This window comes from Paraburkholderia aspalathi, from assembly GCF_900116445.1.
GTDB classification, from domain to species: Bacteria; Pseudomonadota; Gammaproteobacteria; order Burkholderiales; family Burkholderiaceae; genus Paraburkholderia; species Paraburkholderia aspalathi.
This window is the reverse complement of sequence record NZ_FPBH01000004.1, coordinates 243,048-269,221: the sequence shown is the minus strand read 5'-3', so window position 1 is coordinate 269,221 and position 26,174 is coordinate 243,048. Positions and strand designations below refer to the sequence as shown.

The window sequence follows — 26,174 nt, the reverse complement described above, 5'->3', positions numbered from 1 at the left end:
CCAAACTGGTGCGCGGGTGGATGCTCCGTTCATAGGTCGGAGCACGTCGTCGAAATCCCCGCCGGCGAAAAGGCGGACCCTAACCCGGTCGTGTGATGAAACGGGAACGTGGTAAGCCCGTACAGTTGCCCACGTGGCAGATGAACCGAAAGGCAAGTCGTTGACTGTGCGGGTATGAGAAGACGGATAAAGCGAATGCCGGGCTGTAATGGTCCAGATAGGGGTTGTAACATCACCCTACGCGAAAGCGGGCAGACTTCCGTCCGGTGTTCTAGCGCAAAGCTGTCGAAAGACTTCGTAGAGGGAAGCATGAGAGAGCATCGTTCGCGGTGTCTGCGCCCTCCGCTTCGGTGGAAGAACCTCGGCAAGACGATGCGCAGGCGTCAGTTTGTAGACGCCGGTCACACAGGCGTGCGGCTTTGGAATGCTTGAGCCGTATGCAGGGAAACTTGCACGTACGGTTCTTAGGGGAGGCTGCGGCGGCGACGCTGCGGCCTTACCCGAGTTTAAGCCTAACTCCAACGTAGAACCCGTAGAGGTTCTGACCCAGCCGGAACAGCGCCGGCGCCGCTCGGTTGAAGAGAAACTCGCGATAGTGCGCGAGACCTTCGAACCCGGAGCGAGCGTTTCCGGGGTAGCCCGACGCCATCAGGTGAATGCGAACCAGGTGTTCGCCTGGCGCAAGCTGTATCAGGATGGCAGCCTGTCAGCCGTAAGTGCCGGCGAACAGGTGGTGCCGGCCTCCGACCTGGTCGAAGCGATGAAGCAGATTCGCGAACTCCAGCGGCTGCTGGGCAAGAAGACCATGGAAGTGGAAATCCTTCGCGAAGCAGTGGAGTACGGCCGGGCAAAAAAATTGATTGCGCGCTCACCATTGCTGCCGGGGGACGACCGATGAAGACGGTCTGTGAAGTCCTGGGTGTGTCGCGCTCTAATCCTGCGGTCAAATCGAAGCGCCCCGCCGAGTGGGTCGACCAGCGCAGAATGCCGGTTCTGGGCGATATACCGCTGGTGACCGAGCTTCGGGGACTGGTCGCCGACCTGCCCACCTACGGTTACCGGCGTGTGTGGGCGCTATTGCGGCGAAACAGGGATGCACGGGCCCAACCGCGTGTTAATGCAAAGCGGGTTTATCGGGTCATGCGCACGCACGGTCTGCTGCTCGAGCGCCGCGCTCGACATCCTGAATCCACGCGGCGGCATGACGGCAGGGTCGCGGTGGACCGGAGCAATGCGCGCTGGTGCTCGGACGGCTTCGAATTCCGTTGTGATGACGGCTCGCCATTGCGCGTCATCTTTGCATTGGACTGCTGCGACCGCGAGGGCATTAGCTGGGTGGCCAGCACCGGCGGCTACACCGGTGACATGGTGCGTGACGTGATGCTTCAGGCCGTCGAGAGCCGCTTCCACGGAGCGCTGAAAACTGATAGCGAAATCGAGTGGCTTAGCGACAACGGTTCCTGCTACATTGCCGACGAGACGCTGACGTTCTCGCGGGCAATCGGCCTGAAGCCCGTGACGACACCCGTCAGAAGTCCGCAGAGCAACGGAATGGCCGAGAGCTTTGTCAAAACGATAAAGCGCGATTATGTCTCGTGGATGCCCAAACCTGATGCGAGAACGGCTCTGCAAAACCTGGCCATCGCGCTCGACCACTACAACGTATCGCATCCGCACAGCGCTTCGAAATACCGCTCGCCACGCGAATTCCGTCAGCAAGCAAACTCACCAACCTAAGCGTGACCACGTGTCCGGTTATGCAGGGGCAAGTCCACGTTGACAGGCTCCGCAGATACCGTTCACCTCTGTCTGACCGCCATCCACTTCGTAGTGTGCCGAACCCGCCGCCTGGGACAGAGCCCGTTCGAGCCCTTCGTCTTCCAGTGCCTCCGTTGCACCGCAGGCCGCACACACCAGGAGAACTGTATGGCGTCGCGGGCCATCAGTTACAGATACAAAAAAGGTGCTGGTCGCGGCCACACGATTTACGAATCCGATCTTCATCAGAAATTCAAGCGCGCGATACACCGAAGGCGGGGAGGGTCGCCGGCCGACTGAAGGCAAATCGTTGATGATTTCGTAGGCCGTCGCCCGTCCGTTACGCCTGAGCAGAAGGCTGAGTACCTGTCGCCGCAGCGGCGTCAGACGATGCCCGGCGGCTGCGCAGCGCCTTTCAAGTGTGTCCAATGCTGTTCCGGTGTCTGCTGCCGTCATTGCCTCTCCTATCCCAAGCCCGATCTTTACCGATTGTAAGCTATGTTATATCATTTCGTCGGCGTCTTCTTGGTCAACTGTAATATATCCAGCCGTTCTGGCTACAGGGCCTCGATGCTAGTGCCAGGCATGGCGGAATGCTGACATGCAATGTAATGTTATATCGTTGCATTGCATGTGCCTGGTTTGTACAAAACCTTGCTAGAACAATAACCGTGAACCGAACTCTTCCCCGCTTCTCCTTGCAGTTGAGCCGGCTGTCTCCGCTCTCGATTGCGCTGCTGGCTACGCTGGCGCATGCGCAGTCCCGGGTGCCCGCCACGCCGCAGGATCCCACAGCCATCCCCGGCGGCTCGCTCGCGCCGGTTTTCGTGACTGCGAACCCGCTTGGGGACACGGACCTGATCGCGCCAGCAACTGCACTGTATGGCGATGCGCTGATCCGCCGGCAGACAAACTCGCTCGGAGCGACCCTGAACGGCCTGCCGGGCGTCTCGACCACGACCTACGGGCCGATGGTGGGGCGGCCGATCATCCGTGGCATGGATGGAGATCGCATCCGCATATTGCAGAACGGGGTAGCGGCGTGGGACGCGTCGTCGCTGTCTTATGACCATGCGGTGCCGCAGGAGCCGCTCACCATCGAGCGCGTCGAGATCGTACGCGGACCGGCGGCGCTGCTCTACGGCGGCAACGCGATTGGCGGGGTCGTGAACACGATCGACAACCGTATTCCCCGCGAGCCCATCAAGGGCGTGACGGGCGCCGTCGATGCGAGCTACGGTGGAGCGAACAGTGCGCGCGCCGGCGCGGCACAGGTCGAGGCAGGCAATGGCCAGTTCGCATTTCACGCGGACGTGTTCGACCGCGAGACGGGCAAGGAGCGCATCCCGGGCTTCGCTCACTCCGACCGTCAGCGCGCGCTCGACGGTCCCGATGCGGATGAGGCCTACGGCAGCATCCCGAACTCGGACGGCCGGTGGCACGGTGGCGCGCTCGGCGGTTCATACACATGGACGGACGGATACGCCGGCGTGTCCTACAACGGCTATGAAGCGAACTATGGCTCCGTGGCCGAGGACGACGTGCGGTTGCGGATGCATCAGGACCACGTGGCGTTCGCCTCGGAAGTGCGCAATCTGCAGGGGCCCTTCTCACAGTTGAAGTTCGACTTCGGCTACACGGATTACGAACACAAGGAAATCGACAACGGCGAAACCAGTACCACCTTTCGCAATCACGGGTACGAGGCCCGGATCGAGGCCCGGCACCGGAAGATCGGTCCGTTCGAAGGCGCTGTGGGTGTGCAGCTCAGCCAGAACACGTTCTCGGCGCTCGGCGACGAGGCACTTGTTCCAACAACGCAGACGACCAACGTCGCCCTCTTTGGGCTTGAGGAATGGAATGTCACCAATGCATTGAAGCTGAGCGCAGGGGCACGCTACGAGCACGTAAAGCAGGATCCGACTGCGGCGGGCAACGACAGGTTCGCGAGTGCACTGGACCGTGATTTCAATGCCGTCAGTGCGTCGCTTGGCGCGTTGTACAAATTCACGCCTGCGTGGTCGGTGGCGGGCAACGTTGCCTACACGGAGCGTGCGCCGGCACTCTATGAACTGTTTGCGAACGGTCCCCACGACGCGACCGGGCAGTACCTGATCGGCAATCCCGGTGCGCAGAAGGAGAAGGCCGTCTCGACCGACCTGTCGCTGCGCTTTCAGAATGGTCCGAACCGGGGTAGCGTCGGCGTGTTCTATAGCCGCTTCAAAAACTATCTGACTGAGTACAACACGGGACGGCTGGTCGATGACGATGACCAGGTGGTCGCGCCCGGTACCGACGACGCATTGAACGAGGCGGTGTATCGCGGCGTGCGCGCGGAATTCTACGGCATCGAGCTCGACGGCAAGTGGCGGGTGTTCCAGAGGGGGGCGCACCAGGTCGATGTCGAACTGGTCGGCGACTACACGCACGCGCGCAACATGGATAATGATGAACCACTGCCCCGCATTTCGCCGCTGCGCGCGACGCTCGCGGTGGACTACGGTTATGGTCCGTTCGGCGCCCGCGCCGAAATGGAGCATGCGTGGGGGCAGCACCGCGTTCCCCAGGATGACTTGCCTACTGCTAGCTATACGAAACTCGGGCTCATCCTGACGTATCGGTTTCACGTCGGTTCAACGAACTGGCTGGCTTATGTCCGCGGCGATAACCTGACGAACCAGGACATCCGTTATGCGAGTTCGGTCGTCCGGGATATCGCTCCGGAAGGTGGTCGCAGTGTGATGGTGGGGCTGCGCACAACGTTCTAGCCTGGCCACCGGACATGCATCGGCAGTAGGGGGCGGCGCATGTCACCCCCGTTTCAGGGCAACGTCGACGCGGCCCCGGTCGGCACGGGATGTGCCACGTGCCGTCATGCAGCCGGTGGCCATTCTGTTACGCGACGCGACGGATCTGTTCCTGCTATCACCTCTCAATACGTGCGTATACGCACATTTCGCACAATCCCGCCAACCTTCATTAATGCAACATGGTTGCGTTTATGTATAATGCGGGCATGTGCGGGAGCGCATCGCAAGCCCGCTCCCTGTGCAGTACCCGATCAAGGAAGCTGTGATGCATGCGCAAGAGGCCGACATCTGCGATCAGGCGTACAAAAAGCTGGCGGGTGAACTGTCGGCGATCCACGATCCACTGCGTGAGGTTGCATCGGCAGCGCGTGAGCGCAACGCGCGTGTGAGCGGCTATCTGGATGCTGTCATCCATTCGGGTATTGATTCCGTACGCTGGATGGCACAGTGGAAGAAGGGTGAGCCGGTGGTCGATGGCCCGTGGCCACGGCTGCAGGGTTGCGCGGCGTTCGGGCGCGAGTTGTCAGCGCTTGCGGCGACGCTCTGCATACTGCTCGACAGTCGCAGTGCAAGGCTACGCATTGAGGTAACAAGGCAGGCGATGTGTCCGCGCTTTCATGTGGACAACGTGCCTGCGCGGTTGCTATGCACGTGGCGGGGCCCCGGCACCGAATATCTCGAGCGCCGGTGTGCCGATCGCAGTCGGCTCGGGCCGGACAGCGGCGGCCTGCCGGACGGGCGCTCGGGCCTGATTCCCGACAGTGCGTGCGTTCACCAGATTCCCACCTTCACCGTTGCCGTCCTCAAGGGCGAGCGGTGGCCCGATGCGCGCTCGCACGGGGCGATTCACCGTTCGCCGGCGATGTCGCACGGCGCAAGCCCCCGCGTCATGGTTGCGATCGATATCGCCTGATACAGAACTACAAGGAGTCATTTCATGGATGCACGACTGCCGGTTACGGTCCTTTCAGGATTTCTCGGCGCGGGCAAGACGACGCTGCTAAATCATATTCTGAACAACCGGGGAGGGCGACGCGTCGCCGTCATTGTCAACGACATGAGCGAGGTGAACATCGATGCCGCACTCTTACGTGACGGCGACGCGCAGCTCTCGCGCACCGACGAGAAGCTGGTCGAGATGAGCAATGGCTGCATCTGCTGCACGCTGCGCGAGGACCTGCTGCTGGAAGTCAACCGTCTGGCGAAAGAGGGACGATTTGACCAGCTCGTGATCGAATCGACCGGGATCTCCGAGCCGCTGCCCGTGGCCGAGACCTTCACCTTTGCCGACGAGAGCGGTCAGAGCCTCTCCGACGTCGCACGGCTCGACACGATGGTGACGGTCGTCGACGCCTTCAACTTCCTGCGCGACTACAGCTCACAGGACAGTTTGCAGTCGCGCGGAGAGTCGCTCGGCGATGAAGATGAGCGTACGGTCGTGGACCTGCTGATCGAGCAGATCGAGTTCTGTGATGTCATCGTGCTGAACAAGGCCGACCTGATCGGCGATGCAGACCGCGAGCGCCTGATGGCGATCCTGCACAGTCTGAATCCCCGGGCCCGCATCGAGATCTCGGAATTCGGTCGCGTGCCGCTCGCCCGCGTACTGGATACCAAGCTGTTCGACTTCGAGGAAGCGTCGAAGGCGCCGGGGTGGCTCAAGGAACTGCGTGGTGAGCACACGCCCGAGACGGAAGAATATGGTATCCGCAGCTTCGTGTGGCGGGCACGGCGTCCGATGCATCCTGAGCGCTTCGGGGATATGGTCAACAGCGAATGGCCGGGCGTCGTGCGCTCAAAGGGGTTCTTCTGGCTCGCGAGCCGTCCCACGCACGCGGGCTCGTGGTCGCAGGCGGGCGCGGTGTGCCGCCACGGCATGGCGGGCCTCTGGTGGGCGGCAGTGCCGAAATCGCACTGGCCGAGCGATCCCGAATCCCTCGAATTCATCAACCGAAACTGGGAGCCGGACGTCGGCGATGCGCGCCAGGAACTGGTACTGATTGGTGTCGACATGAACGAGCCGGCACTGCGTCAGCGCCTGGATGCGTGCCTGCTGACCGATGCGGAAATGGCGGAAGGCCCGCAGGCGTGGACGCAGTATGACGATCCGTTCCCGGCGTGGGGCGGCCGGGTGCCCGAGGAAGAAGGCGCGGCATGAGCCCGCGCGCGGCGACACACCGTTCGCAGCGTGGCGGGCAACGCCCGCCGCGACGCGGGCGCGGGTCCCGCACTGGCACCCAGGCACAACCGCTGGATCTTGAAAAGCTGGACATACCACACGGGGAGTGCGCGATGGACCTGATTCCGGTAACGCTGCTGACGGGTTTTCTTGGCAGCGGCAAGACGACGGTACTGAACCGGCTGGTGCAGCAGCCGGAAATGGCCGATGCGCTGGTGCTCATCAACGAGTTTGGTGAGATCGGGCTCGATCACATGCTGGTCGCCCACAGCCGCGAGGATATCGTGGTGGAGATGAGCAGCGGTTGCCTGTGCTGCACGATCCGCGGCGATCTGGTCCGCACGCTCAAGGACATTCACTGGCGGTTCGCGCGCGAAGGCCAACGGCAGTTCAACAGGGTCTTGATCGAGACGACAGGACTGGCCGATCCTGCGCCGATCGTGCATACGCTTGCGACGCACCGCGACTTGAAGGACCGCTACCGGCTGGATGGACTGGTCGCGACGATCGATGCCCGCAACGGCGAAGCAACGCTCGACGCGCACGTCGAGGCGGTCAAGCAGGCGGCGATGGCAGACAGGCTGCTGGTGACGAAGACGGATCTTGCGGACGTGGATGCGCTGGAACGGCTCGCCAGCCGGCTGCATGCAATCAATCCGGCCGCTGGCGTCATCCGCGTCAGTCACGGCGAACTGGCAGCGAGCCGGATACTGGACCTGGGCCTGTTCAGGGCGGACGGCAAGATCGCGGACGTCGAACGTTGGCTCGCCGAGGAGCAGTATCGTTCCGACGACCATGGCCATCATCATGGAGAAGCGGGTCACGGCGACGATCATGACCATGACGAACAGCATGCGCATCGGCATGGCGACGCGCACGGACACGTTCATCATCATGCGTATGATGGTCATGCCGGTGAGGAGCGTGACCATGGAGAGGCGCAGGCGCATCACGGCCACGACGACCATCGTGACCATTTGCACGACGTCAACCGCCACGACGACCAGATCCGTGCGTTCTGCTTCACGGTCGACGACCCCATTCCGGAACAGGTGCTGACCGACTGGCTCGACGTGCTGCTGTCGCTGATGGGCCCGTCGATGTTGCGCATCAAGGGGATCCTGAACGTGGAAGGCGAGGACAGGCCGATCGTCATTCACGGCGTGCAGCACGTGTTCCATCCGCCGGTGCCGCTCGATGCATGGCCGGGTGACGATCGCCGCTCGCGCATTGTGTTTATTACCCGCGCGGTCGAACGTGAAACGGTCGAATCGACTTTCCGGCTGTTCAGCGAGGTGCGCGCCATCCGTTCGCAGGAGGCGCATTCCGGATGACGAGGCTTCCCATTGCGCTCTACAACACGCTGACCCGCCGCAGGGAGCCGCTGCAGACGGGCGTACCGGATGCGGTTACGCTGTACGTGTGCGGTCCTACCGTGTACAACCATGCGCACATCGGCAACGCACGGCCAGCCGTCGTGTTTGACGTGCTCGTGCGGCTGCTGCGCAGGCGCTACCGCTCCGTGCTCTATGCGCGCAACCTCACCGACGTTGACGACCGGATCAATGAAATGGCGCGCCGCGAGGGCGTGCCGATCGGTGACGTCACGTCGCGATATATCGACGCATATCACCAGGACATGCAGTCGCTCGGCGTCCTTCCACCGGATATCGAACCGCGGGTGACGGAGCATATCCCGGACATCGTCGAACTCATCGGTGCCCTGATCGAGCGGAATCACGCGTATGTTGCGCAAGGACACGTACTGTTCCACGTGCCATCCTTTCCGGCATACGGCCGGCTGTCGGGGCGCCGCACCCAGGACATGATTGCCGGGGCGCGGGTGGAAGTGGCGCCATACAAGCGCGATCCGCTCGACTTCGTGCTCTGGAAACCTTCGACCGACGACATCTCGGGCTGGGACAGTCCATGGGGGCGCGGCCGCCCGGGATGGCACATCGAATGTTCAGCGATGATCGGGCGACATCTGGGACGTACCATCGACATCCACGGTGGCGGCCAGGACCTGATCTTTCCGCATCACGAGAACGAGATCGCGCAGGGCGTCTGCGCGCACGATGGTGAGCCGTACTGCCGGATGTGGGTACATAACAGCTTCGTCACCGTGGACGGGCAGAAGATGTCGAAGTCGCTCGGCAACGTGCTGCTGGTGCGCGATCTGCTCGCGCACGCGCCCGGCGAAGCGATCAGGCTGGCGCTGCTCTCGACCCACTACCGTCATCCGCTTGACTGGAATGCACAGCGGCTGCAGGCGGCCCGTCGGACGCTTGAGCGGGCCTATGCTGCACTCGATACCGTGTCGCGGTTTCCGCACCTGGAGACCGAACCGGACAGCGAACTGGAGGCAGCACTGCTGAATGATCTCAACGTGCCCCGTGCGCTGACCCGGCTGCACCAGCTGGTGGAGGATCTGCAGCGTGCGGCTGATGGGCCGGCCCGGCAATGGGCGAAGGCGCGACTGCTGGCCTCCGCGCAACTGCTTGGCGTACTACAGCAGGAGCCAGCGCGCGCACTGGATGCGTTGCGCGGTCGTGCCGGTGGAACGTCCGCGCCCGATGACGCATGGGTCGAATCCCTTCTGGCCCGCCGTACCGAGGCTCGCCGGCTGCGCGCGTTTGGCGAGGCGGATGCGCTGCGCGACGAGCTGCTGCGGGCAGGCCTCCAGCTCGAGGACACGGCAGAAGGAACCGTCTGGCACCGGAGTCAAGGCGGGCCGGCATGATCCGCAAAAATCCACGTGGGGACCTGCCTGTGGTCCACGAAAGCGCGTTTGTTGATCCGACCGCCATCCTGTGTGGACGGGTCATCGTTGGCGAGGATGTATTCATCGGCCCGTACGCGGTGATCCGTGCCGACGAGACGGATGCGCAGGGCGGCATTGAACCGATCCATATCGGTGCGCATTCGAACATTCAGGATGGCGTTGTGATCCACTCGAAGTCGGGCGCTGCGGTCGCGATCGGCCGCCATACGTCGATCGCGCACCGCGCCATCGTGCATGGTCCTTGCGAAGTCGGCGATCGCGTGTTCATCGGATTCAACAGCGTGCTCTTCAACTGCACGGTCGGCGAGGGCTGTGTCGTCCGTCACAACGCGGTGGTGGACGGATGCGATCTGCCCGCAGGCTTTTACGTGCCGTCGACGCAGCGCATCGGGCCGGGCACGGACCTGTCGACGATCCCGAAGGTGACCGCCAGTGCGTCGGAGTTCTCCGAGGACGTTGCCCAGACCAATATGAGGCTCGTTCAGGGATACCGTCGCATCGCGAACGAGTTGTGACCGTAAGGAAATACTGATGCTGATCCGGAAACTGTTTTCGTTTGAAGGTGCGCATGTCGTGCGGCATGCGTCATCGCATCGTTGCGCATGGTCGATCCACGGCCATTCCTATCGCGTGGAGATCATTCTCGAGGCCGATGCGCTCGATCACGGCCAGATGGTTTATGACTTCGGCCTCCTCAAGGGGGAGGTCCGGGAGATCGTGGACGCGTTCGACCATACGCTCGTGTTCTGGAACTGTGACGACCCGGCGTACATGGAGATGTGCCGTAGCCATTCGCAGCGCTGGATTGCCCTGCCGGTGTCGCCCAGCGCGGAGCAGCTTTCGCGCGTGTTCTTCGTGCTGGTCGATGTGGTGATGCGTGCGATGCCGATGCGTAACGGCGAGGCGGATGTCAGAGTCCAGTCGGTGATCGTGCATGAGACGGCGACCGGCTACGCACAGTGCTTCCGGCGCGATGCCTACAATCCGCGCATGGGGCTGGTCAGTCCCGCTCTGATCGGATTCTCGGATGCCGTGCGCCGGGAGGCGACGACCGGTATCCTGGATGAACTGACCAGCGCTGTGGCGTGCGCACCGGCATGCTGACGTCGAAGGGCGCCGCCAGCCGTCATGCCGACCTGCTCGTGCGCGGCGGTATCGTGGTCAGATTGGAAGGAAGTGAGCAGGCGGACATTGCCTGCGTTGACGGCCGGATCGCTTCGATCGACGCGCGCGGCTGGAGCGCTGACCAGGTCGTGGATGCACACGGCCTGCACGTGCTGCCTGGCGTGATCGACTCACAGGTCCATTTCCGCGAACCGGGCCTCGAGCACAAGGAGAATCTCGAAGCGGGCACGCGAGGCGCGGTGCTCGGCGGCGTGACGGCCGTTTTCGAGATGCCCAACACCAGTCCGTTGACGCTGCGCCGCGACGACCTCGAACGGAAGATCGCGGCAGCGTCAGGACGCGCGTGGTGTGATATCGCGTTCTACATCGGTGGCTCGTCCGTCAACGCTGGTGAGCTGGGCTACCTGGAAGCGTTACCGGGCTGCGCCGGCATCAAGATTTTTATGGGCAGCTCGTTCGGCGATCTGCTCGCGGATGACGACGTTGTACTACGGCGCATCCTCGAGCACGGCCGGCGGCGGGTGGCCGTGCATGCGGAGGACGAGGCGAGACTGCGCGAGCGCCGGTCAATCGCAGAAACATCGGGCGACGTGCGCGACCATCCACGCTGGCGTGACGTTGATAGCGCACTCAATGCGACGCGCAGGATCGTCGGCATGGCGCGCGAAACAGGACGGCCGCTGCATATCCTGCACGTTTCGACGGGGGAAGAAATCGCGTTGCTGGCGTCGTACCGGAGCCGGGTGACAGTCGAGGTGCTGCCGCACCACCTGACCCTGTGTGCGCCCGAATGTTATGAGCGGTTGGGCACGCTGGCGCAGATGAACCCGCCGGTCCGCGAAGCCCGGCACCGGGAGGCGCTGTGGCGCGCGCTTCGGGAGGGACGAGTGGACACGCTGGGCAGTGATCACGCTCCGCATACGCAGGAAGAGAAGGGCCGCCCGTACCCGCAGTCACCCAGCGGCATGCCGGGCGTGCAGACGTTATTGCCGGTCATGCTCGATCACGTCACCAAGGGACGGCTGTCGCTGCAGCGTCTGGTGGAACTGACGAGCGCAGGTCCTGCGCGGGTGTTCGGGATAGCGGAAAAGGGAAGCATCACCGTGGGCTACGACGCCGACCTGACGCTCGTCGATCTCAAGGCAAGGCGCGAAATCACGAACCGCTGGATCGCGAGCGTCTGTGGCTGGACGCCCTACGATGGCATGCGGGTGACGGGGTGGCCGGTCGCCACAATCATTCGTGGCCATGTGGTGATGCGCGATGACGCCGTGCAGGGATACCCGGTGGGACAGCCGGTCCGCTTCGACGCGGCGATGGCGATCACGCCGGCATGATGCGGGCACGACGCCCGGAAGCTGTCAGAGCTGCGTGGGATTGGGCGCGTCGCCGTACACGGCGACGGGGTCAAACGTCTTCGCACCTTCCGTGAACCGCAAGGTTGCTTCGGGCAGGTCAACCGCGCGGTAAAAACAGCTGCGATAACCGACATGGCAACTCGCGCCGCTGCCCGCCACCTCGACGCGAATCCACAGCGCGTCCTGGTCGTCGTCGATGCGCATCTCGACTACACGCTGGGTCAGTCCGCTCGTCGCACCCTTGGACCAGAGTGTCTGGCGGCTGCGGCTCCAGTAGTGGGCGATACCGGTCTCGATCGTCCGCGCAAGGGCTTCCCGGTTCATGTAGCCGACCATCAGGACGTCGTCCCGGCCCGCATCGCTGACGACGCAGGGAATCAGTCCATCAGGGCCAAATCTGGGCGAGAGCGAGCGACCTTCCTCGACTTCGGTGACGGAGGTGCGGGGAGCGAATTGAAGCGAGGCAGTCATGATGGGAAGGTTCTCCTGAGCGGGGCGGTCAGCAGACGAGGGACTTGGTTCACACCCGATGCGTCATGCCCGAAGTGGCGTGTTTTCCAGCGCGGCAGCAAACCAGCCCAGTACCCGTTGCAGGTGCACTTCGCCGTAGAGCCGCGCAAACCGCTGCGTCTCGGCATTGCCGGGGTCGCCAAGTACGGCCAGCCGTTCCTGGATGAACGCCGGTGTCAGCGTGATGCCGCACTCGTGCTCAATGCAGTGCTGCCAGTCATCGAAGCTCTGGGGAATCGGCGAGGTCATGGGTACGGCGGGCGCCAGCAGAAAATCCCATGTTAGCAGGGTTGGATATTAATGCAACAAAGTGGCGTTAATAACCTGCTTTCTGACCCGCCGGATCAGGTGCCATGATCCTGCGTGCTCACGCGCCGTGGGTCGAGCAATCGCGGCAGGTGCCGTGGATGGTGACGGCAGCGTTCGTGCTATGAACGCCACGACGCGTGAGCCTGCGCTCGATCCGGGCGAGCACACCGGCCAGTTCCGGATCTTCCGGAAGCGCAGAAATGTTGTGGCAATGATCGCACTCGAAATAACCAGTGGAGGTCTCGTGCTTTGCGATTGCATGGCGCCAGGCGCGGTCAGATCCCTGGATTCGGGTGAGCAGACCAACGGCAGTCAGCCGGTCGAGGATCCGGTAGAGGGTCACGCGATCCACTTTCCCCGCACCTGTAGCGGCGCCCAGATCGCGGGCGAGCTCTTCGTGCGAACGGGGCTGATCGGCGCCCTCCAGGCGTTCGAGCACGGCAACGGAAAGCGAGGTAGAGCGCAGCCCCGCCTCGCGCAGGCGCGATGGCCAGTCGGTAGGAGCGTGTGGTGGATGTTTGCGCGGAGAGTGGCGGGTAGGCATGGATGACCGTGGATGCAACTGTCCAATGATGGAATGATACATCGTCCCGCGCGGGCAAGACCACGCGTGTCGTATGGTCGTCGTCATGGACCTGGCGGCATGCCCTGGTCGAACAGCGGTTGCAGGCCATCTTCCGCAGCGATGGCCGTCGGACACCCGACTGCCGTCTGCCGGCCGCCCAGCGTTCGAGCCGGTACAGCGCGTCGAAGGCGAAGGAGGGCGGTTGTGTTCCGGCGATGCGCCTCGAAGTCATAGCCACGGTCTGCGTAGATGACCTTGAGCTTCTGACGAGGTCGGCCACGTACGCCGCGAATCAGTGGAATGGCGTCAACAAGTGGCAGCAATTGGGTGACGACGCAGGGCCTAATTTTTCTCCCTCTCGACGGGATGCAAAAAGCGCGGTGGGGGTACCGGCTGCCCCTAGGCCGCGGCAGCACCGCACGGTGCCGTATGGTCTACCCCTTCACTTTTTCCGCCCGCGGTTCACGCTGTCTCAGTACGGATTCGAGTCGATGAACATCTGTTTGGCGCACTCGGGCGACGCACTCAAGAATTACTACGGCGTCAGCGGGCGGCCGAACAAGTTGAGTGTGACGTCAATCAGCCCGCGCAGGTGTTCAAGCGCCCACTCGCGCCAGCCCCCTGTTGAAGTAGGCGTCCGCACCCGAGATCGCCGAGCCGATCAGCCCAAACATCAGCATCGACACCAGCGCGCGAAGCATCGTGTTCTCCAGAATCCGAAAGGGAAAATGCTGCGCGGGAACGCATTGCCTTTGGGGCAACTTCCAATAACTTGAATTCACAGACGTCGGGTAGAATTACCTCGCATTAATCTACCGCGACGACGACAAAACCATGAATGACAAGAGCAAAAAACCGAATCCCCCGGGGCGTGGCGGCTTCGGCCAGGACAGTAACCCGTTCCCGAGACGACCTAGCCGGGATTCGGTTCAGGAGGGCTATGTACGGAAGGACTCAGATCGCCCGATCGTACGTGATACATTGGCCCCACCTGACCCGGAAAGAAAGCCAAAACGATGAGCGAGACCGACAGCTTGGACGGACGTTGGGCCGGCATGCTATTTGGTACCCGTCGATCGATCCGATACCACCAACGAAGGCGCGCGTTCTTTGACCGCTGTGACCAGTTCGGGAACGTGTTTTCGTTGATTTTCGGATCGGCTGCGATCTATGGAGTTCTCGACAAGGACTATCACGCGCTTGCGCTGATTGCGTCTGGACTCGTCACCGTTCTTTCGGCTGTCAATCTCGTTTTCGGTTCGTCGCAACGCGCGCGACTTCATCATGATCTTTCGCGGAAATTCACTGAGTTGGAGCGTCACATGCTCGGCAAGCCCAGCGAAGACGTTTACCAGATGACCTCCGAAAAACGGCTCGATATCGAGTCGGAGGAACCTCCGATCCTGCGTGTGCTGGACTGCCTGTGTCATAACGAGCAGATGCGCTCGGAAGGGTATCCACGCGAAGACTTGGCGAAAATCGAATGGTGGCAGCGCCTTTTTGCGCAGTTTTTCGACCTGCGTGAGGACTTGATTCATCCGGCATAGAAACGGGATTTACGCTCAGGCCCGTCCCGGTGTCGCCTTGGGAATGTACTTCCACAGCTTCCTGTGCCGCAGCCGGTAACGACGCCAGAGCGTCGGCAGCGGCGAAACAGTCGGGGAAAGCTGGAAAAGTCAGGCCGTAGGCGCTGCCGTCTTCATGATGGAGATACGCGGGATAGAACATGACGCGCTTCTTGGTCGGACTTCGGTGGCTCCACTACGACCCATGGTGCCGGCACGGCCATGAACCGCTCGAGCCCAACATCGCGCGGCCGCCGCGGTGCATCCAGTGCTGCGATGAACCCGTTAAATGTCGCCTCGTCCACCGTTAAGAGAATCTGATCTTGTTGCATTTCGCCTTCCGTTTGGTGGAATTCTACATAGGCGAGCAGGTGTCCGCGGTGCTCAGAAGACGTCCTCTGCGGGTTGCTCTGTCGGCGCGACAAACCCCAACGCGATCGTGTGCACCTCGTCGTCGAGCCGTACCGTGATCGTATCAGGGTCGCGGTGCAGGATCTTCACGTACCCGAAGTGAAATTGCCGGTGATGGTTCGCGCAGAGGATCAGCATGTTGTGCGACACGTCGAGACCGCCGTTTGCCAACTGCTCCAGGTGGTGCGCTTCGGTATACGTGCCGCCACCCGGCGTCTTGAAGCTGTGGCCACAGAACTGGCACTTGCCGCCGCGGGCTTCCTTCAACAGTCGTACAAGTTCCCCGTCGCGTTCATAGCGTTCGGCGATCTCGCTGGTCCTTGCGGGGGGCCGCCCTGGGTTCTGCGCGTCGATCATACGTGCCAGCAAGGCGTCGAGCGGCGTCGTGGGCGTGATTACAGGCGCTTTCTCGGGCACGCGCGTGTCAATCTCGGGTGTGCCTGGCTTATGCCTCAAAACCGTACAACTTTAGGGACAGAAACGATCATTCGGGACTCATGCTACACTGGCAACAGATGAACGTTATTTGAAGCCGATTTTCCTTTATCGTCAATGTCTTGTGTGTGAAAACGGCCGTACTTGATGAACGGAGAATGTCATGAATCTTGAGAACCGGCTACGCATCGCGGTTGGCAAGCGGGCGTCTGACGTGTTCCTTCGCTCCGAGTTTGCCAAATTCGGCAGCGAGGCGCAGGTCGGCCGCGCGCTGCGTAAGCTCGTCACCGACGGCGTCATGGTGAAGCTCGGCGTCGGTGTCTATGCGAAGGCAAAGCGCAGTGTGCTGTCGGGCAATGCGATCCCGGTGCAGTCTGTGGAAATTCTTGCAGAACAGGCGTTGAAGAAGATGGGCGTCAAGGTGTACCCGTCGACGATTGTGGAGGACTATAACGCCGGACGAACGACGCAGCTGCCTGTGGTCACTGCAATCAACACGGGCAATCGGCGCATTGCCCGGAAATTAGGTTTCGGCAAGAAGACCGTTAAATATGAAAACAATCGCCCAAGATCAGAAAAATCTTATTGATTCACTGGTGGCGGAAGGGATCACCGCCCTTCCTGACGTAATCCTCGAGAAGGACGTTCATGTTACCGACGTGCTGCACGCCATCTCGAGGATCGAGCACAAGGGCATTGAGCTTGTGTTCTGCGGCGGCACCAGCCTTTCCAAGGCGCACGACCTCATCGAACGCATGTCGGAGGACATCGACCTTAAGGTTGTCGTTCGAGATGGCCACGGTCTCTCCGGCACCGGCTTGAAGAACCATCTGAGTGCGCTCAAAGGCGCCGTAATCGCCGAACTGAAATCGATGGGTTTCGAGTTCATCGAAGCGGAGAGCAAGGCGCGAAACAGCAACCGCTACTTTGCCTCGGGGTGGCTGTACCAATCGATGTATCAGGGACACAGCAGCTTGCGGCCACACTTGAGTCTTGAGTTCACCGTGCGCGCCCCACGCTTCGCAACGACGAAGATGCCAATCAGTTATCTGATTGATCAACTGGCCCAGCGTGAGGGCGAGACAGTGGATATGTCCTGCATCGCGGTTGAAGAGACGCTCGCTGAAAAGGTACTGTCATTCCTGCGTCGACACGCGGAACATCGCGCCGGCGTGAGAACCGATTGGGACGAAGCGCTCGTTCGCCACGTCTATGACACCTACTGCATCGTGCGCTCCGGTCCGTCGATCGTGGGTCGTGCCGCGGAGCACTTTCCGGAACTCGTTGCGTTTGACGTAGAGGAATTCCCCAACCACGCAGAGTTCGCCGCCGATCCCAAAAAATGCATGGCGCAGGCCCTGACCGTCGCCGAGACCGAAGCACAAACCCGGAGCGAATACGATGTCCGTCTGCAACCGCTGATCTACGGATCGATCCGTCCGAACTTCGACGAAGCGTTCGCGGTCTTCAAGGCGACGGCGGAGAAACTGCTTGCCACGCTTTGATTGAAAGGCTCGCCCCAGACATATCTGCGCTCCTGACACGCTCGTACCGGCTGTCCAGTGGCACCGGTTGCCGTGCCGAGTACGCGTGCTGCGCGAACGCTTCCCGGTATCGTGCGTTGCCCACCCGATCGCGATCGACGACGGCCAGCACCCAGTACGGCGGTTGCGTTAGGCGCTGGTCGCGGCCACCGGCCCGGATGCCTTGCTCCGGACGTACGATGCGTTCGCCGCGGCGCGTGTGCCTGATAGCGGCACCGTCGCGGATCTCATCGGCCACGAACAGCAGGAGCGCGGTGCGCGCCTTCTTCGCCGGCCATGGCAGCACATCGATAGCCGCCATTTTCTCGTTGACGCTGGTCCACGGCTCCGTATAAAGCCGCTGCCCCAGGGTCAATTCCGGACTCATCGCGTCCGCCTCCGCATAGAGGGTCGGCCGGGATTCAAGGAGAGGGCCAGGCCTCAGGTTAGCGACGCGTGGGAGCGAAATAAACTTTGCGACGTCATCCATAATACGCAACTAAGCGTCCGCGACGGCGAACCCGCCGGAAATCAGGGCGTAGAGCCGCCCACTGATCCAGAAATACCCGACGGCGGGCCACCGACTGAATGATGAACCACCAGCCTGTCGCCCAGGCGTGTGGCGATTGTCTCGAACGGCCTGAGATGTCGAATTGACGACGGGCAAACGCAGTTTAGATAAACAACGAGGAACGCCTCAATCAAAACTGTCCACCCATGCCCGTGCCCATTGAATACCCGCCAGCTCCGCCTCTTCCCCGGTGTCAAATTCGCCGAGTACACCGGACGCTTCAATGACCTTGTTGTCTTTCGTGATGGTGCCGCTTGCGGCGTAGCGTTCGGGGTGCAGGATATCCTTCTGCTGCAGAATGGCGTGGCCCCAGAGCATGTAGCCTCGATGTTGTGCGCTCTGCATCAGCGTTCGATCTCGACGTGTGCGCGACGCCCATCCACGCGAAGTACGTTACCCTCAGGCGTCATCTGACGCGGAATGTCGTCATAGCGTGGCTCTCCCGTACGGTGCCCGCCTGCGGCGACTGATGCCTTTGGGCCGGGCGCTGCCGCAACGATGTGGTGATGCAGCTGGCTACGCCCGGTGCGCATACTCGCGCGCCGATGCTTCGGTGCCTTGCGCACCGGTCGTGCCCGCTGCGTGTCGCCTCGCGCCTCAGGCGGATTCCACACTTCAACGTACCGGGCGCCGGCAAACGCGGGAAAAGCGATTGCCAGTAGGAACATGCCGTACCTGATTACCGTGGTCATCCTTTCTCCGATTCAAAGACGCTGCCATTGGACCCGTAGTGCGTACTCGCCCACGCAGGCCCACGGGGAGGCCGTTCTGGTGTCCGCCAATTTTCCCACGGCTGGATTACACCGCCGTGCGCTCCGGCGCCGTACCTCCCGTTCAGTTGCCACGCCAGCGTCGTCCCCCCCGGTAAGGTCAGCTCCGGTAGCACCGACTATCGCGGAAAGGCGACGGAAGGGGCTCGCGAGGCCAGAATCGCCGATCGCGGAGAAGACCTCGTTAGAATAGTCGCACTGTCACCCATACATTTTCAGACGACATGAGTTCCAAGCGAGGCGGGGCAGGTGTTTCGCGGCCACGAAAATACCTCACAAAAGCGATGTTATTGCCGATGGACCAGGCTTCGGTGCGGGAGCAATCGTTGACCTCCCACCTGGCCCTCGCCGCCTGCCGCGACGGCCATGGCAACGGGCATCTGTTTAACGAGCTCATGCGGACCGTGTACCTCGCTTGGTTTCTCCAGCAGGACGGTTACGGAAACGAACCGGTCGGACGCTTCAAGGCTGCGGAATATGCCGTGGAGGCCGCACTGGAACTGGCCCATGCGGCAAACGAGTGGGTGCTCGCGGAAGATGCTGTTCCCGTTTTCAAGAGCCTGCTGGCGTTGCACGATGCGCAGCTCGCCACCGTACCCCAGCACAAAATAGTGAGCGCAGACCGTCGCCTCAGGCAATTTCTCGCCGGAACCGCGAGTTCACCTGTTCCGGACGCAGATCCGGACGGAATGTCATAGCAGCCTTTGGCGGCAGTCGCGAAAATTGACGACGACGTGGGGCGATCTCGGATATCGGAAAACAGGAGGGCTCATGCTGCAGAGATGGATCGGACGGCTCGCGTGCCGCATCGGGCGGCATCAATGGGCGCCGGGAACCCACTACCATTACATACTTAACGATAGCGGCATTCATTTTCACGAATGCGGCCGCTGCGGTAAGGGGCGTTCAAGCTGAAAAATCGGAACTCGCCCTGCAAGGTGTGGATCGGTGGAAATTTTCAGGGCCGTTTGTCCGTGATGCGATGGTGAACGGATCTTTCGTCGCTCAACCGCAACAGCAACGGTCGGCGACACAGATCGAACAGATTGGCGCGTTGAGCTTGGAAAAGCGTAGGGAAAGAGAGATAGATATGCCACCTCATACGAAAGCTTCATGGAATGTTGAGCGGCGCAGGCGCACGAACGTGAACGAGGGCAAGGCACCCTGTCAGGTGTCTGGACGTTGGCTCCAATTCCCCGCGAAGGCACATGAGTTCAAGAATGGAACTTTCCTTGCCGTTGACGTGATGACGGCCGACAGCGATGGCAACCCGCGCAAGCTTTGCGAACTGGTGCTTGTTAAAGAGGAGCTGCTGGAGCTGTTGACCCGGATTCCCCACGACTAGGAAAGTCCGCCGATGAGTCAGCTGGTTCAGATTGCGCCGGGCGCCATGTTCTCTGCTGATGTATTTAGCCCCGATTGGGGGTGCGAGTATCGAGGGGACGAAGGGACTGCGGAGGTCGCGCGGATGCCGAAATCGACAAGACGGTCGGGCAGCATTGCAGAGGAGGGCGACCGTGATACTCACGAGAGCTTGGCGGACAGATGTCGTTGTTGTAGAGAAAAACGGAAAAGACAGCATGAGCACTCGCGTCTCTTATACGCACCCGATCGGCCACGAGCCTCTGGCCACCGCACTCGTCGATGAACTTGCGGCCGCGAGACGGGCCCGCCCGACCCAACACGTGCGACCCGCGGCCACGTCACGGCCGAACTGTCACGATGCCGTGGATGCGTGGATTGCCGCACATGCAGGCACACAAGCCGTGCGCGGGTGGCTCGCCCTCGAACTGGATGGCTCAGTGCGCTTCGCTGCGCATTCACTCGTACGCAACGCCGACGACATGCTGATCGATCCGACGTTCACTGCGGGCGAGCCTGCACTCCTGTTTGTGCCGCATCCGCCTGCGATCGGAGGCTTCTTCTCGCTGTTATGTCGGCCGGGAGCGCCCTACGAGCTGGTGGTGTTCACCCGAGACGATGACATGTTGCCAAACTAGGAAAACGCAAATGAAGAAACAGCAAAACGTCCCTACCCATTGGATCGACATGACGGTTACGGTCGACGGGGTTGAGGTCGCCGGGTCGTATAGTGTCGATAAGACAGACTGGATGACGGTCAGGATGATCGGGGGCGGTTCAAAGTCCGCACACGGAGGTCCCGTGGCCGCGAGCGTTGCTCGCCTGATGTTGTGCGAGCTGTACACCGAAGCTAACCGTGCGAAGGAATAGGAAAACGTTATGACAGCGCAAAACGTCGAACAGCTGCGCGAACGGCTTGCTAGGGCCGAGTTGGAACGCGATACCTGGCAAGGTAAATCTGATCATCACTACAAGATGGCCTGCACGCTGGTAAAGTCTCTGCGCGAGCAACTTGTTGCCGCAGAATCCGGGCAACCCTGAGGCATTGGAACACAATATGGAAGTTGAAGTCACAGTCGACGGCCGAACATATGTCGTAGAGGTTCACGAGGTCGATGGTGCTGTCGCGGTTATCACGGACGCTGGAGGTATAGAAACGACGACCATTGGTTGCAGCGGCGTCGAGTCGATCGCGCGAACGATGCTCCTACGGATGGCGCGGACGGGCAAGGCCCGACCGAAGGGTCAGTGACAACGGAAAACGCCAGCCCGGCCGGGGTCAGAGATACAAACTGGCGATAATACACCGGAGCCGGCCGGCCGCCGGTCTCACGAAAAACTGAAGAAGATGGGACAAGCAAAACAGCGGGGTTCAAAGGATCAACGTATCGCTCAAGCGAAGGCACGAGACAGCGCATCGCCAGTAGTACGGGAGCTAGCGAGTGCACGTAGTCGGTACGTAAATCAATGGGCGGTCAACTCGAAGCATTTCTTTGACTCTGGCTACTACCGTTGGATGGCAGATAAGGTTGACGGTCGGCGATTAGTGCTGGAGATCGGATGCGGGGTAGGCTATTCAACATTGTCGCTCGCACAAGGCGGTCGGTCGATTGTCGCCATTGATGAGAATCCTAATTGTCTGGTGGCGACAAAGGCGCGCCTCGAAGAGCATGGCTTCTCGGCAGAATTGCGCCTTCGAAGCGATGTCCGGGCGGTGTCTGGGGGGGCCTACGAAGTGCGTTATGGACAGGTTCCCGGCGGCGCTTCGCCCGACATACTGTTGATCGAGGGAGACATGTTGAATGATCCGGGCCTCGAGAGTTGGCTTAAGAATACCCATCAATTCGATGCTGTCGTTTGCTGGCTCCTCGGAACCCACCAATATAGGGCAGCGGAACACGGATTTGGAGAATATGGGGCTGCTGATATCTACGGCTTCCGGATTGCAGTCCAGAACGCCACGTATGAGCTCGCTGACAAGGTCTTGAAGCCGCAAGGCATCCTCCAAGTTGTAGATCGCGGCGGCTTTGCAAATGACGACCGTTTGATCGAAGGACTCAAGGCGAGCCATCGCGATCAGGCGAGCGTCACGACGCTAGTCGTCCAGCAAGTTGATCATTTGGCTTACGCCGAGCCCGACGCCGAGAACGCGATGCCTATGGGCTGGTCGCCTCCTGATATTCAGATCGAGGGCGCTGGCGTATCAGAACAGTTTCCTGCGCTAATCTCGGTGACGTCGGTTAAGCCTGGCGGAGCGTGAAGACCGTCGTCCTGTGCAGCACCGTGACTTTGTACCTGCGTGACGTTTGCTAGCACTCACGTGCGTTTCCAGCTATTGAATCTGTAAAAGCCTATGATTAGCGTTGCTTTGGATACAAATATTCTCCATCAGGAAACTCTTCATTCCCGGAATATGCATTTGCTTGCGCGCCTTGCCGCTGCCGGTGATGTCGAAGTCTTTGTCCCCGACATGGTAAGGCGGGAATTTCTTACAAAAAAGGTGCAAGACGGCAGCGATAAGCTTGAGCGCGCCAAGGCCGACATGCTTGAGCTTGCAAAGTCTCTGAAGAGGCCAAGCGAGCAACGCGACCTGCTGAACAGCATTCCAGTGCAGCTGGATGTCCTGAGAGAAAAGTTTGAGTTGTTACATAGCGACGAATTCGAGCAGTGGCGTGCGTCCACTAGCGCTACGATCCTCAATTTTGATCCTGCTTCGTTTACGTCACTTATGGATGACTATTTCAACGGGGCCGGCGCTTATCGGCAGGCGAAATCACGAGAAGATTTCCCTGATGCAATCATATCGAGCTGCATTTGCGATCTGGCGAAATCGAGGGAAAATATTTTCGTCATATTGAAAGACGGTGCGCTTCGCCGGCATCTAAACAATGTTCCTAAAGTAACGACGACAACTGGCCTCAGCGAATTCTTCAATATTGAAGAGGTCGCTATGCTTGTCCGCGAAGTTGACGCTCGTACGAAGAACGTCGAAGAGATCAGGACATACTTTTCCTCGATCAAGCTTTTAGACAATCTGGAACAACATGTCTTCGGATCTGATGCTCTTTTCAATGAGGTTTACTTAGGACCGGATGCCGTTGAGGGGGTGGAATCTTTGGCGATTTCCGGCTGGGGAGCGGCGATCAGTGAGCCCGACCACAGTGAGGTTCACAAGGTAAGGTTCGAGGACGCCACCTTCATCGAACCGGGACATTTCTCGATAAAGGTGGAATTTAACACTTCGTGTCGAGTCGATTACTGTGGCTACTATGCTGACTACATGAACCTTCGCCTTGAGACCCGGGATACAGTTGGAGAACGGTCGGTATCCGGAGATGGGGTAGCGGATTTGTGCGAGCAACGAGAGGTGCATCTTGAGGGATTTGTTGATTTGTACTTTCCGCAAGAATCGACCGTTGCTGAACTGAAGATTCATTCGCAGTATCTTTCAGTTCGTAGTCCCGTCATCAGTGTTGAGTTGAATGTTGAGCACGCGATAATCGTCTAATGTGCCCAAGGAGTTCCTGAGGCTGTCGCCTCCGGGCAGCTAGGATGACGAAGTGCGATCTCACGACACAAGGGGACAACCTAATCCACCGCTGCTCAGGAGCCACGGTTAAATTGTGAGGGTGTGGAAGTGGCAGGCGAAGAAGGTGAAATACACGGTGCACACGGCGATCCGCGGCTTTGGACGGACCGTCAACGTAGTGCAGACCGATGCCGCCGGAAATACGGTCGTCAAGGAGTCATGCAATGTGCGATTCACAGACATCGTTTCAATTTCGTGGTGGCCGTTTTCTTATCCTGCTGGAACCCGTGGCTCCGTTAGGAGACGCGAGTTTCAGCACGCGCCGGTGATGCTCTGCGAGTGTCTTGTCCACACGCCATTCGCGATGCCGGATCCGTTCCTTCCGCTCGTCGTATGCGTTTTGCACCTGCTCCGAGAGAGGCGTGATTTCGCCGACTTCTGCGATGCGGTCAACGGGCGTCTTGCCACCGAGTGAGCCGTGCGGACGGCGCCAGTTGTAGTCGAACTGCCACTCTTCAAGTCGCTGGTCAATCTCGTCCTCGGTCGGGGTATGGTGGGACCAGAACTCGTTCAGGTCAGTCAGCTGTGAACGCTCAACCTTGCCGTTGAGGTGCGGCGAGCGAGGCGGAATTGGTCGAAATTTGATGCATTTGCTCATCAGGCGCCATTGCACCGATTCGGCGAAGAACTCGCCGCCCCGATCAGTCTGGATACGTTGGATCGGGAATGGCATCTCCTCGATGAGACGATCAAGAAAAAGCAGCGTATTACGGGCGTTTCTGCGCGGGTAGACAGCCAGTACGCGAAAGCGCGAGCAATCGTCGATGGCCGTGTATTGGTAGACGCCTCGCGCGATCTTCATCGTGTCCATCTGGACCCGATCCCCCGGAACCGGGCGGCTAAAGCGTTTGGGATGTGTTGGCCGCCTGGGGCGCAATAACGGTTTCACGGACGCTTCGTTCAGAACCTTGTGAATGGTCGCGAGGGACAGTTCTCTTTGTTCGTGGAGCCGCAACTCATTCTGGATCCGCCGCGCTCCCTTGCGCTCGGCACGCAGCCGGAGAATCGTCGAACGATCAGCTTCAGTGACCTTCCGGTTTGGACTGTCGAGAGGGCGGCGACTTTGAGATCGAAGACCTTCTTCTCCAGCATCACGGTAGCGTCGTAACCATTTGCGAAGTGTCGGTCTCGAGATGCCACAGCGGGCGCATACGAGACCGGCGTTGCCGGTCTCGTGATACATCATCACCCAACGTAATCGAGTCGCAATCTCGCGGTCCATCGCCCCATTTTAGTTGAAACGATGTCTGTGAATCACACAGTTCAAACGTCGGTCAGTCTCCCCGCGCTCGTGATTCTAGGCATCAGCTCCGGATCGCGGCAGAATGACCCGCACTTGATCCTCAGTGGCCTCCAGCACGGGGTCGACGCCATTTACTTCGCGCATCAAAGGGACAATTTTGTTGCGCACGCCCATTCCTCTCGCATCGACATAGCCATAGTCGCGTAGCACTTCCACGATGATCGGGTTACGGGGCGAGCGCTGACCTGCCAGCACTTTTTCAATGGTCATGGAGTTCTGCAGCGCACCTGGGCTCAGGATTTCAAGCCGATCGATATACGCTACGACTTCGACGTCAAGGGCGCGTGTCCAATCCCGATGCGCGAGTGCGTTGACAATGGCCTCGCGCAGTGCCTCGGGAGGATAGTGCCAGGTTCGATGCCGCCTGAGCCCGTCGGCCAATGCATCGTCCTCGCTGCTGACAAAGGGTTGTATCCGGTCCATCAAATCTTCAATCAAGCCGCGTTCAATCAATGCGCGGGCATCACCGGGCGGTCCGAACCGACCGACCAGGGGACCATCGAGCGTTGTGTCATCCAGTGCACGATAGCTTTTGTCGCTTCCCTCGAACGCCATCCAGCGGACGCCCGCCTGACGAAGGTAGCGGCGTGGTGTGCGGGCAAAGAGAATCAAACCGGCTATCGTACAGACAGGGCTAGGAACACTGGTGTCGGTCATGAATCCGAGCCCAATCATGCGTCGTAGCCAGGCTTCCTCAGAGTCCGGCAGCTCGCGGTCCCCAGCCAGCGACAGCAGATAGTCCTGCAGACGCTCCCGATCCAGGGCATCGAAGGCTGCGCCTGAAACGGGTAGCATTTCGCTGTGCAGCATGCCACCACTCTCGAACAGGCGAGCCTGTTGTTCGCGCGTGGCAAGGCGTGACGTCGTTCCGACCCGGACATAAATATCCTCACGTCCATTGTGGCGCAGGACGTAGGGCTTTGCGGTGCCCATTGCAAACGAAACGACAGCGACGCGCCTGCCGTCCTTCAGCGTGACTGCTTCATAGAATGGCAGCAGCATGGGATGGACATAGCGGCCAAACACAGTGTCCATGACCCATGTTTCCAGATCGTCGCGCTGGATTCCGGAGATCTCACCGTCGTCTTCAACTCCGAGCAGAAGCAGGCCGCCTCGCAGGTTCGCCATGGCGACAATTTCTTTCGCAAGCTGCTCGGGCCGGACATCATCGCGCTTGAACTCGACCCCTGAGTTCTCGCCATTTGCGATGATTTCTAGTAGCTCGGTTCTCAACATTGTCATCTCT

29 protein-coding genes and 2 pseudogenes are annotated in these 26,174 nt (G+C 60.5%); 19 read left to right on the top strand and 12 right to left on the bottom strand.

Features of this window, described 5'->3' with window-relative positions:
• Positions 1-541 precede the first annotated feature (541 nt).
• Positions 542-1,737, top strand: a protein-coding gene (locus BM438_RS08630) for an IS3 family transposase (RefSeq protein ID WP_093634059.1) whose coding sequence is annotated in 2 segments (ribosomal slippage) — positions 542-857 and positions 857-1,737 — 1,197 coding nt in all. Because the reading frame shifts where the segments join, the coding sequence is not laid out codon by codon here.
• 18 nt (positions 1,738-1,755) lie between these two features.
• Here the strand turns inward: BM438_RS08630 and BM438_RS08625 are convergent.
• On the bottom strand, positions 1,756-2,214 hold the full coding sequence (locus BM438_RS08625; protein ID WP_093633858.1) for a Fur family transcriptional regulator: 459 nt from the start codon (positions 2,212-2,214) through the stop codon (positions 1,756-1,758).
• 215 nt (positions 2,215-2,429) lie between these two features.
• On the opposite strand from BM438_RS08625, the gene BM438_RS08620 reads away from it, so the two are divergent.
• The 8 genes from BM438_RS08620 (at position 2,430) to BM438_RS08585 (ending at position 11,994) form a co-directional block, all read left to right on the top strand.
• Positions 2,430-4,526: a TonB-dependent receptor gene (locus tag BM438_RS08620; protein ID WP_093633857.1), complete on the top strand. Its 2,097-nt coding sequence runs from the start codon at positions 2,430-2,432 to the stop codon at positions 4,524-4,526.
• A gap of 307 nt (positions 4,527-4,833) precedes the next feature.
• Entirely contained in the window at positions 4,834-5,481 is a 648-nt protein-coding gene (locus BM438_RS08615) for a DUF1826 domain-containing protein (RefSeq protein ID WP_093633856.1), read from the top strand.
• A gap of 24 nt (positions 5,482-5,505) precedes the next feature.
• Positions 5,506-6,726 (top strand): zinc metallochaperone GTPase ZigA, encoded by a 1,221-nt coding sequence (zigA, locus tag BM438_RS08610; protein WP_093633855.1) that lies wholly within the window; start codon positions 5,506-5,508, stop codon positions 6,724-6,726.
• 134 nt (positions 6,727-6,860) lie between these two features.
• Positions 6,861-8,081 (top strand): CobW family GTP-binding protein, encoded by a 1,221-nt coding sequence (locus BM438_RS08605; RefSeq protein WP_093633854.1) that lies wholly within the window; start codon positions 6,861-6,863, stop codon positions 8,079-8,081.
• Positions 8,078-9,490 carry a cysteine--tRNA ligase gene (gene cysS, locus BM438_RS08600; protein ID WP_093633853.1) on the top strand — a complete coding sequence of 471 codons (1,413 nt, stop codon included), beginning with the start codon at positions 8,078-8,080 and terminating at the stop codon, positions 9,488-9,490. Before BM438_RS08605 ends, cysS begins: the two co-directional genes overlap by 4 nt.
• Positions 9,487-10,047, top strand: coding sequence for a gamma carbonic anhydrase family protein (locus tag BM438_RS08595; RefSeq protein WP_093633852.1), 561 nt, complete (start codon positions 9,487-9,489; stop codon positions 10,045-10,047). Before cysS ends, BM438_RS08595 begins: the two co-directional genes overlap by 4 nt.
• 16 nt (positions 10,048-10,063) lie before the next feature.
• A complete protein-coding gene (locus BM438_RS08590; protein ID WP_093633851.1) occupies positions 10,064-10,636 on the top strand; it encodes a 6-pyruvoyl trahydropterin synthase family protein in 573 nt (190 codons plus the stop codon).
• Entirely contained in the window at positions 10,630-11,994 is a 1,365-nt protein-coding gene (locus BM438_RS08585; protein ID WP_093634058.1) for a dihydroorotase, read from the top strand. The genes BM438_RS08590 and BM438_RS08585 overlap by 7 nt, the downstream gene beginning before the upstream one ends.
• Before the next feature lie 24 nt (positions 11,995-12,018).
• Here BM438_RS08585 and hisI read toward each other — a convergent pair whose 3' ends face one another.
• The 4 genes and pseudogenes from hisI to BM438_RS44740 form a co-directional block, all read right to left on the bottom strand.
• Complete coding sequence (hisI, locus tag BM438_RS08580) at positions 12,019-12,486, bottom strand: phosphoribosyl-AMP cyclohydrolase (RefSeq protein ID WP_093633850.1); 468 nt, start codon at positions 12,484-12,486, stop codon at positions 12,019-12,021.
• A gap of 63 nt (positions 12,487-12,549) precedes the next feature.
• Positions 12,550-12,774: a hypothetical protein gene (locus BM438_RS08575; RefSeq protein ID WP_093633849.1), complete on the bottom strand. Its 225-nt coding sequence runs from the start codon at positions 12,772-12,774 to the stop codon at positions 12,550-12,552.
• Between the two features lie 118 nt (positions 12,775-12,892).
• Entirely contained in the window at positions 12,893-13,420 is a 528-nt protein-coding gene (locus BM438_RS44745) for a Fur family transcriptional regulator (protein ID WP_143131676.1), read from the bottom strand.
• A gap of 188 nt (positions 13,421-13,608) precedes the next feature.
• Positions 13,609-13,731: pseudogene (locus BM438_RS44740) on the bottom strand (IS5/IS1182 family transposase); the annotation flags it as partial.
• A 684-nt stretch (positions 13,732-14,415) separates the two neighbouring features.
• Here BM438_RS44740 and BM438_RS08560 point away from each other — a divergent pair.
• Positions 14,416-14,946 carry a hypothetical protein gene (locus BM438_RS08560; protein ID WP_093633846.1) on the top strand — a complete coding sequence of 177 codons (531 nt, stop codon included), beginning with the start codon at positions 14,416-14,418 and terminating at the stop codon, positions 14,944-14,946.
• 10 nt (positions 14,947-14,956) lie between these two features.
• Here the strand turns inward: BM438_RS08560 and BM438_RS08555 are convergent.
• Together BM438_RS08555 and BM438_RS08550 are read right to left on the bottom strand one after the other, a co-directional pair.
• Positions 14,957-15,127 (bottom strand): annotated as a pseudogene (locus BM438_RS08555) (type II toxin-antitoxin system HicB family antitoxin); the annotation flags it as partial.
• A gap of 221 nt (positions 15,128-15,348) precedes the next feature.
• Positions 15,349-15,792 carry an HNH endonuclease gene (locus BM438_RS08550; RefSeq protein ID WP_093633845.1) on the bottom strand — a complete coding sequence of 148 codons (444 nt, stop codon included), beginning with the start codon at positions 15,790-15,792 and terminating at the stop codon, positions 15,349-15,351.
• Positions 15,793-15,973: 181 nt separating this feature from the next.
• Between BM438_RS08550 and BM438_RS08545 the strand changes: the two genes are divergently transcribed.
• A complete protein-coding gene (locus BM438_RS08545; protein WP_093633844.1) occupies positions 15,974-16,399 on the top strand; it encodes a DUF6088 family protein in 426 nt (141 codons plus the stop codon).
• Positions 16,362-17,315, top strand: coding sequence for a nucleotidyl transferase AbiEii/AbiGii toxin family protein (locus BM438_RS08540; RefSeq protein ID WP_093633843.1), 954 nt, complete (start codon positions 16,362-16,364; stop codon positions 17,313-17,315). The genes BM438_RS08545 and BM438_RS08540 overlap by 38 nt, the downstream gene beginning before the upstream one ends.
• Here the strand turns inward: BM438_RS08540 and BM438_RS08535 are convergent.
• The 3 genes from BM438_RS08535 to BM438_RS08525 all read right to left on the bottom strand — a co-directional run bounded on the left by BM438_RS08535 (position 17,278) and on the right by BM438_RS08525 (position 18,596).
• A complete protein-coding gene (locus BM438_RS08535; protein ID WP_244179296.1) occupies positions 17,278-17,721 on the bottom strand; it encodes a hypothetical protein in 444 nt (147 codons plus the stop codon). The genes BM438_RS08540 and BM438_RS08535 overlap by 38 nt on opposite strands.
• Positions 17,722-18,030: 309 nt before the next feature.
• On the bottom strand, positions 18,031-18,249 hold the full coding sequence (locus BM438_RS08530) for a hypothetical protein (RefSeq protein ID WP_093633842.1): 219 nt from the start codon (positions 18,247-18,249) through the stop codon (positions 18,031-18,033).
• The gene (locus BM438_RS08525) at positions 18,249-18,596 is read right to left on the bottom strand and encodes a hypothetical protein (protein WP_244179295.1); all 348 of its coding nucleotides are present in this window, start codon (positions 18,594-18,596) and stop codon (positions 18,249-18,251) included. The genes BM438_RS08530 and BM438_RS08525 overlap by 1 nt, the downstream gene beginning before the upstream one ends.
• A gap of 374 nt (positions 18,597-18,970) precedes the next feature.
• Here BM438_RS08525 and BM438_RS08520 point away from each other — a divergent pair, with 374 nt between their 5' ends.
• The 7 genes from BM438_RS08520 to BM438_RS08490 all read left to right on the top strand — a co-directional run bounded on the left by BM438_RS08520 (position 18,971) and on the right by BM438_RS08490 (position 23,544).
• Positions 18,971-19,372, top strand: a complete 402-nt coding sequence (locus BM438_RS08520; protein WP_093634057.1) for a hypothetical protein — start codon at positions 18,971-18,973, stop codon at positions 19,370-19,372.
• A 284-nt stretch (positions 19,373-19,656) separates the two neighbouring features.
• Positions 19,657-20,019, top strand: a complete 363-nt coding sequence (locus tag BM438_RS08515) for a hypothetical protein (protein ID WP_093633840.1) — start codon at positions 19,657-19,659, stop codon at positions 20,017-20,019.
• A 235-nt stretch (positions 20,020-20,254) separates the two neighbouring features.
• Positions 20,255-20,674, top strand: coding sequence for a hypothetical protein (locus BM438_RS08510; RefSeq protein WP_093633839.1), 420 nt, complete (start codon positions 20,255-20,257; stop codon positions 20,672-20,674).
• A 10-nt stretch (positions 20,675-20,684) separates the two neighbouring features.
• The gene (locus BM438_RS08505) at positions 20,685-20,906 is read left to right on the top strand and encodes a hypothetical protein (RefSeq protein ID WP_093633838.1); all 222 of its coding nucleotides are present in this window, start codon (positions 20,685-20,687) and stop codon (positions 20,904-20,906) included.
• A 9-nt stretch (positions 20,907-20,915) separates the two neighbouring features.
• Complete coding sequence (locus BM438_RS45445; RefSeq protein WP_167378345.1) at positions 20,916-21,077, top strand: hypothetical protein; 162 nt, start codon at positions 20,916-20,918, stop codon at positions 21,075-21,077.
• 475 nt (positions 21,078-21,552) lie between these two features.
• Entirely contained in the window at positions 21,553-22,296 is a 744-nt protein-coding gene (locus tag BM438_RS08495; protein WP_093633836.1) for a class I SAM-dependent methyltransferase, read from the top strand.
• A gap of 93 nt (positions 22,297-22,389) precedes the next feature.
• Complete coding sequence (locus tag BM438_RS08490) at positions 22,390-23,544, top strand: PIN domain-containing protein (protein ID WP_143131674.1); 1,155 nt, start codon at positions 22,390-22,392, stop codon at positions 23,542-23,544.
• 268 nt (positions 23,545-23,812) lie between these two features.
• Here the strand turns inward: BM438_RS08490 and BM438_RS08485 are convergent, their stop codons facing one another.
• Positions 23,813-24,847: an IS481 family transposase gene (locus BM438_RS08485; protein ID WP_093633834.1), complete on the bottom strand. Its 1,035-nt coding sequence runs from the start codon at positions 24,845-24,847 to the stop codon at positions 23,813-23,815.
• A 75-nt stretch (positions 24,848-24,922) separates the two neighbouring features.
• On the bottom strand, positions 24,923-26,164 hold the full coding sequence (locus BM438_RS08480; protein ID WP_093633833.1) for an RNA-binding domain-containing protein: 1,242 nt from the start codon (positions 26,162-26,164) through the stop codon (positions 24,923-24,925).
• Between the last annotated feature and the right edge of the window lie 10 nt (positions 26,165-26,174).

Excerpts from the sequence above, each read along its gene's own strand:
- BM438_RS08540 (WP_093633843.1), top strand. The coding sequence starts at position 16,362 with ATGAAAACAATCGCCCAAGATCAGAAAAATCTTATTGATTCACTGGTG.
- BM438_RS08585 (WP_093634058.1), top strand. The coding sequence starts at position 10,630 with ATGCTGACGTCGAAGGGCGCCGCCAGCCGTCATGCCGACCTGCTCGTG.
- BM438_RS08615 (WP_093633856.1), top strand. The coding sequence starts at position 4,834 with ATGCATGCGCAAGAGGCCGACATCTGCGATCAGGCGTACAAAAAGCTG.
- BM438_RS44745 (WP_143131676.1), bottom strand. The coding sequence starts at position 13,420 with ATGTATCATTCCATCATTGGACAGTTGCATCCACGGTCATCCATGCCT.
- BM438_RS08505 (WP_093633838.1), top strand. The coding sequence starts at position 20,685 with ATGAAGAAACAGCAAAACGTCCCTACCCATTGGATCGACATGACGGTT.
- BM438_RS08575 (WP_093633849.1), bottom strand. The coding sequence starts at position 12,774 with ATGACCTCGCCGATTCCCCAGAGCTTCGATGACTGGCAGCACTGCATT.
- BM438_RS08515 (WP_093633840.1), top strand. The coding sequence starts at position 19,657 with ATGGTGAACGGATCTTTCGTCGCTCAACCGCAACAGCAACGGTCGGCG.
- BM438_RS08520 (WP_093634057.1), top strand. The coding sequence starts at position 18,971 with ATGGACCAGGCTTCGGTGCGGGAGCAATCGTTGACCTCCCACCTGGCC.
- BM438_RS08625 (WP_093633858.1), bottom strand. The coding sequence starts at position 2,214 with ATGACGGCAGCAGACACCGGAACAGCATTGGACACACTTGAAAGGCGC.
- BM438_RS08605 (WP_093633854.1), top strand. The coding sequence starts at position 6,861 with ATGGACCTGATTCCGGTAACGCTGCTGACGGGTTTTCTTGGCAGCGGC.
- BM438_RS08485 (WP_093633834.1), bottom strand. The coding sequence starts at position 24,847 with ATGGACCGCGAGATTGCGACTCGATTACGTTGGGTGATGATGTATCAC.
- BM438_RS08595 (WP_093633852.1), top strand. The coding sequence starts at position 9,487 with ATGATCCGCAAAAATCCACGTGGGGACCTGCCTGTGGTCCACGAAAGC.
- BM438_RS08510 (WP_093633839.1), top strand. The coding sequence starts at position 20,255 with ATGAGCACTCGCGTCTCTTATACGCACCCGATCGGCCACGAGCCTCTG.
- BM438_RS08530 (WP_093633842.1), bottom strand. The coding sequence starts at position 18,249 with ATGCAGAGCGCACAACATCGAGGCTACATGCTCTGGGGCCACGCCATT.
- zigA (WP_093633855.1), top strand. The coding sequence starts at position 5,506 with ATGGATGCACGACTGCCGGTTACGGTCCTTTCAGGATTTCTCGGCGCG.
- cysS (WP_093633853.1), top strand. The coding sequence starts at position 8,078 with ATGACGAGGCTTCCCATTGCGCTCTACAACACGCTGACCCGCCGCAGG.
- BM438_RS08495 (WP_093633836.1), top strand. The coding sequence starts at position 21,553 with ATGGCAGATAAGGTTGACGGTCGGCGATTAGTGCTGGAGATCGGATGC.
- hisI (WP_093633850.1), bottom strand. The coding sequence starts at position 12,486 with ATGACTGCCTCGCTTCAATTCGCTCCCCGCACCTCCGTCACCGAAGTC.
- BM438_RS08560 (WP_093633846.1), top strand. The coding sequence starts at position 14,416 with ATGAGCGAGACCGACAGCTTGGACGGACGTTGGGCCGGCATGCTATTT.
- BM438_RS08535 (WP_244179296.1), bottom strand. The coding sequence starts at position 17,721 with ATGAGTCCGGAATTGACCCTGGGGCAGCGGCTTTATACGGAGCCGTGG.
- BM438_RS08590 (WP_093633851.1), top strand. The coding sequence starts at position 10,064 with ATGCTGATCCGGAAACTGTTTTCGTTTGAAGGTGCGCATGTCGTGCGG.
- BM438_RS08525 (WP_244179295.1), bottom strand. The coding sequence starts at position 18,596 with ATGACCACGGTAATCAGGTACGGCATGTTCCTACTGGCAATCGCTTTT.
- BM438_RS08545 (WP_093633844.1), top strand. The coding sequence starts at position 15,974 with ATGAATCTTGAGAACCGGCTACGCATCGCGGTTGGCAAGCGGGCGTCT.
- BM438_RS08490 (WP_143131674.1), top strand. The coding sequence starts at position 22,390 with ATGATTAGCGTTGCTTTGGATACAAATATTCTCCATCAGGAAACTCTT.
- BM438_RS08480 (WP_093633833.1), bottom strand. The coding sequence starts at position 26,164 with ATGTTGAGAACCGAGCTACTAGAAATCATCGCAAATGGCGAGAACTCA.
- BM438_RS45445 (WP_167378345.1), top strand. The coding sequence starts at position 20,916 with ATGACAGCGCAAAACGTCGAACAGCTGCGCGAACGGCTTGCTAGGGCC.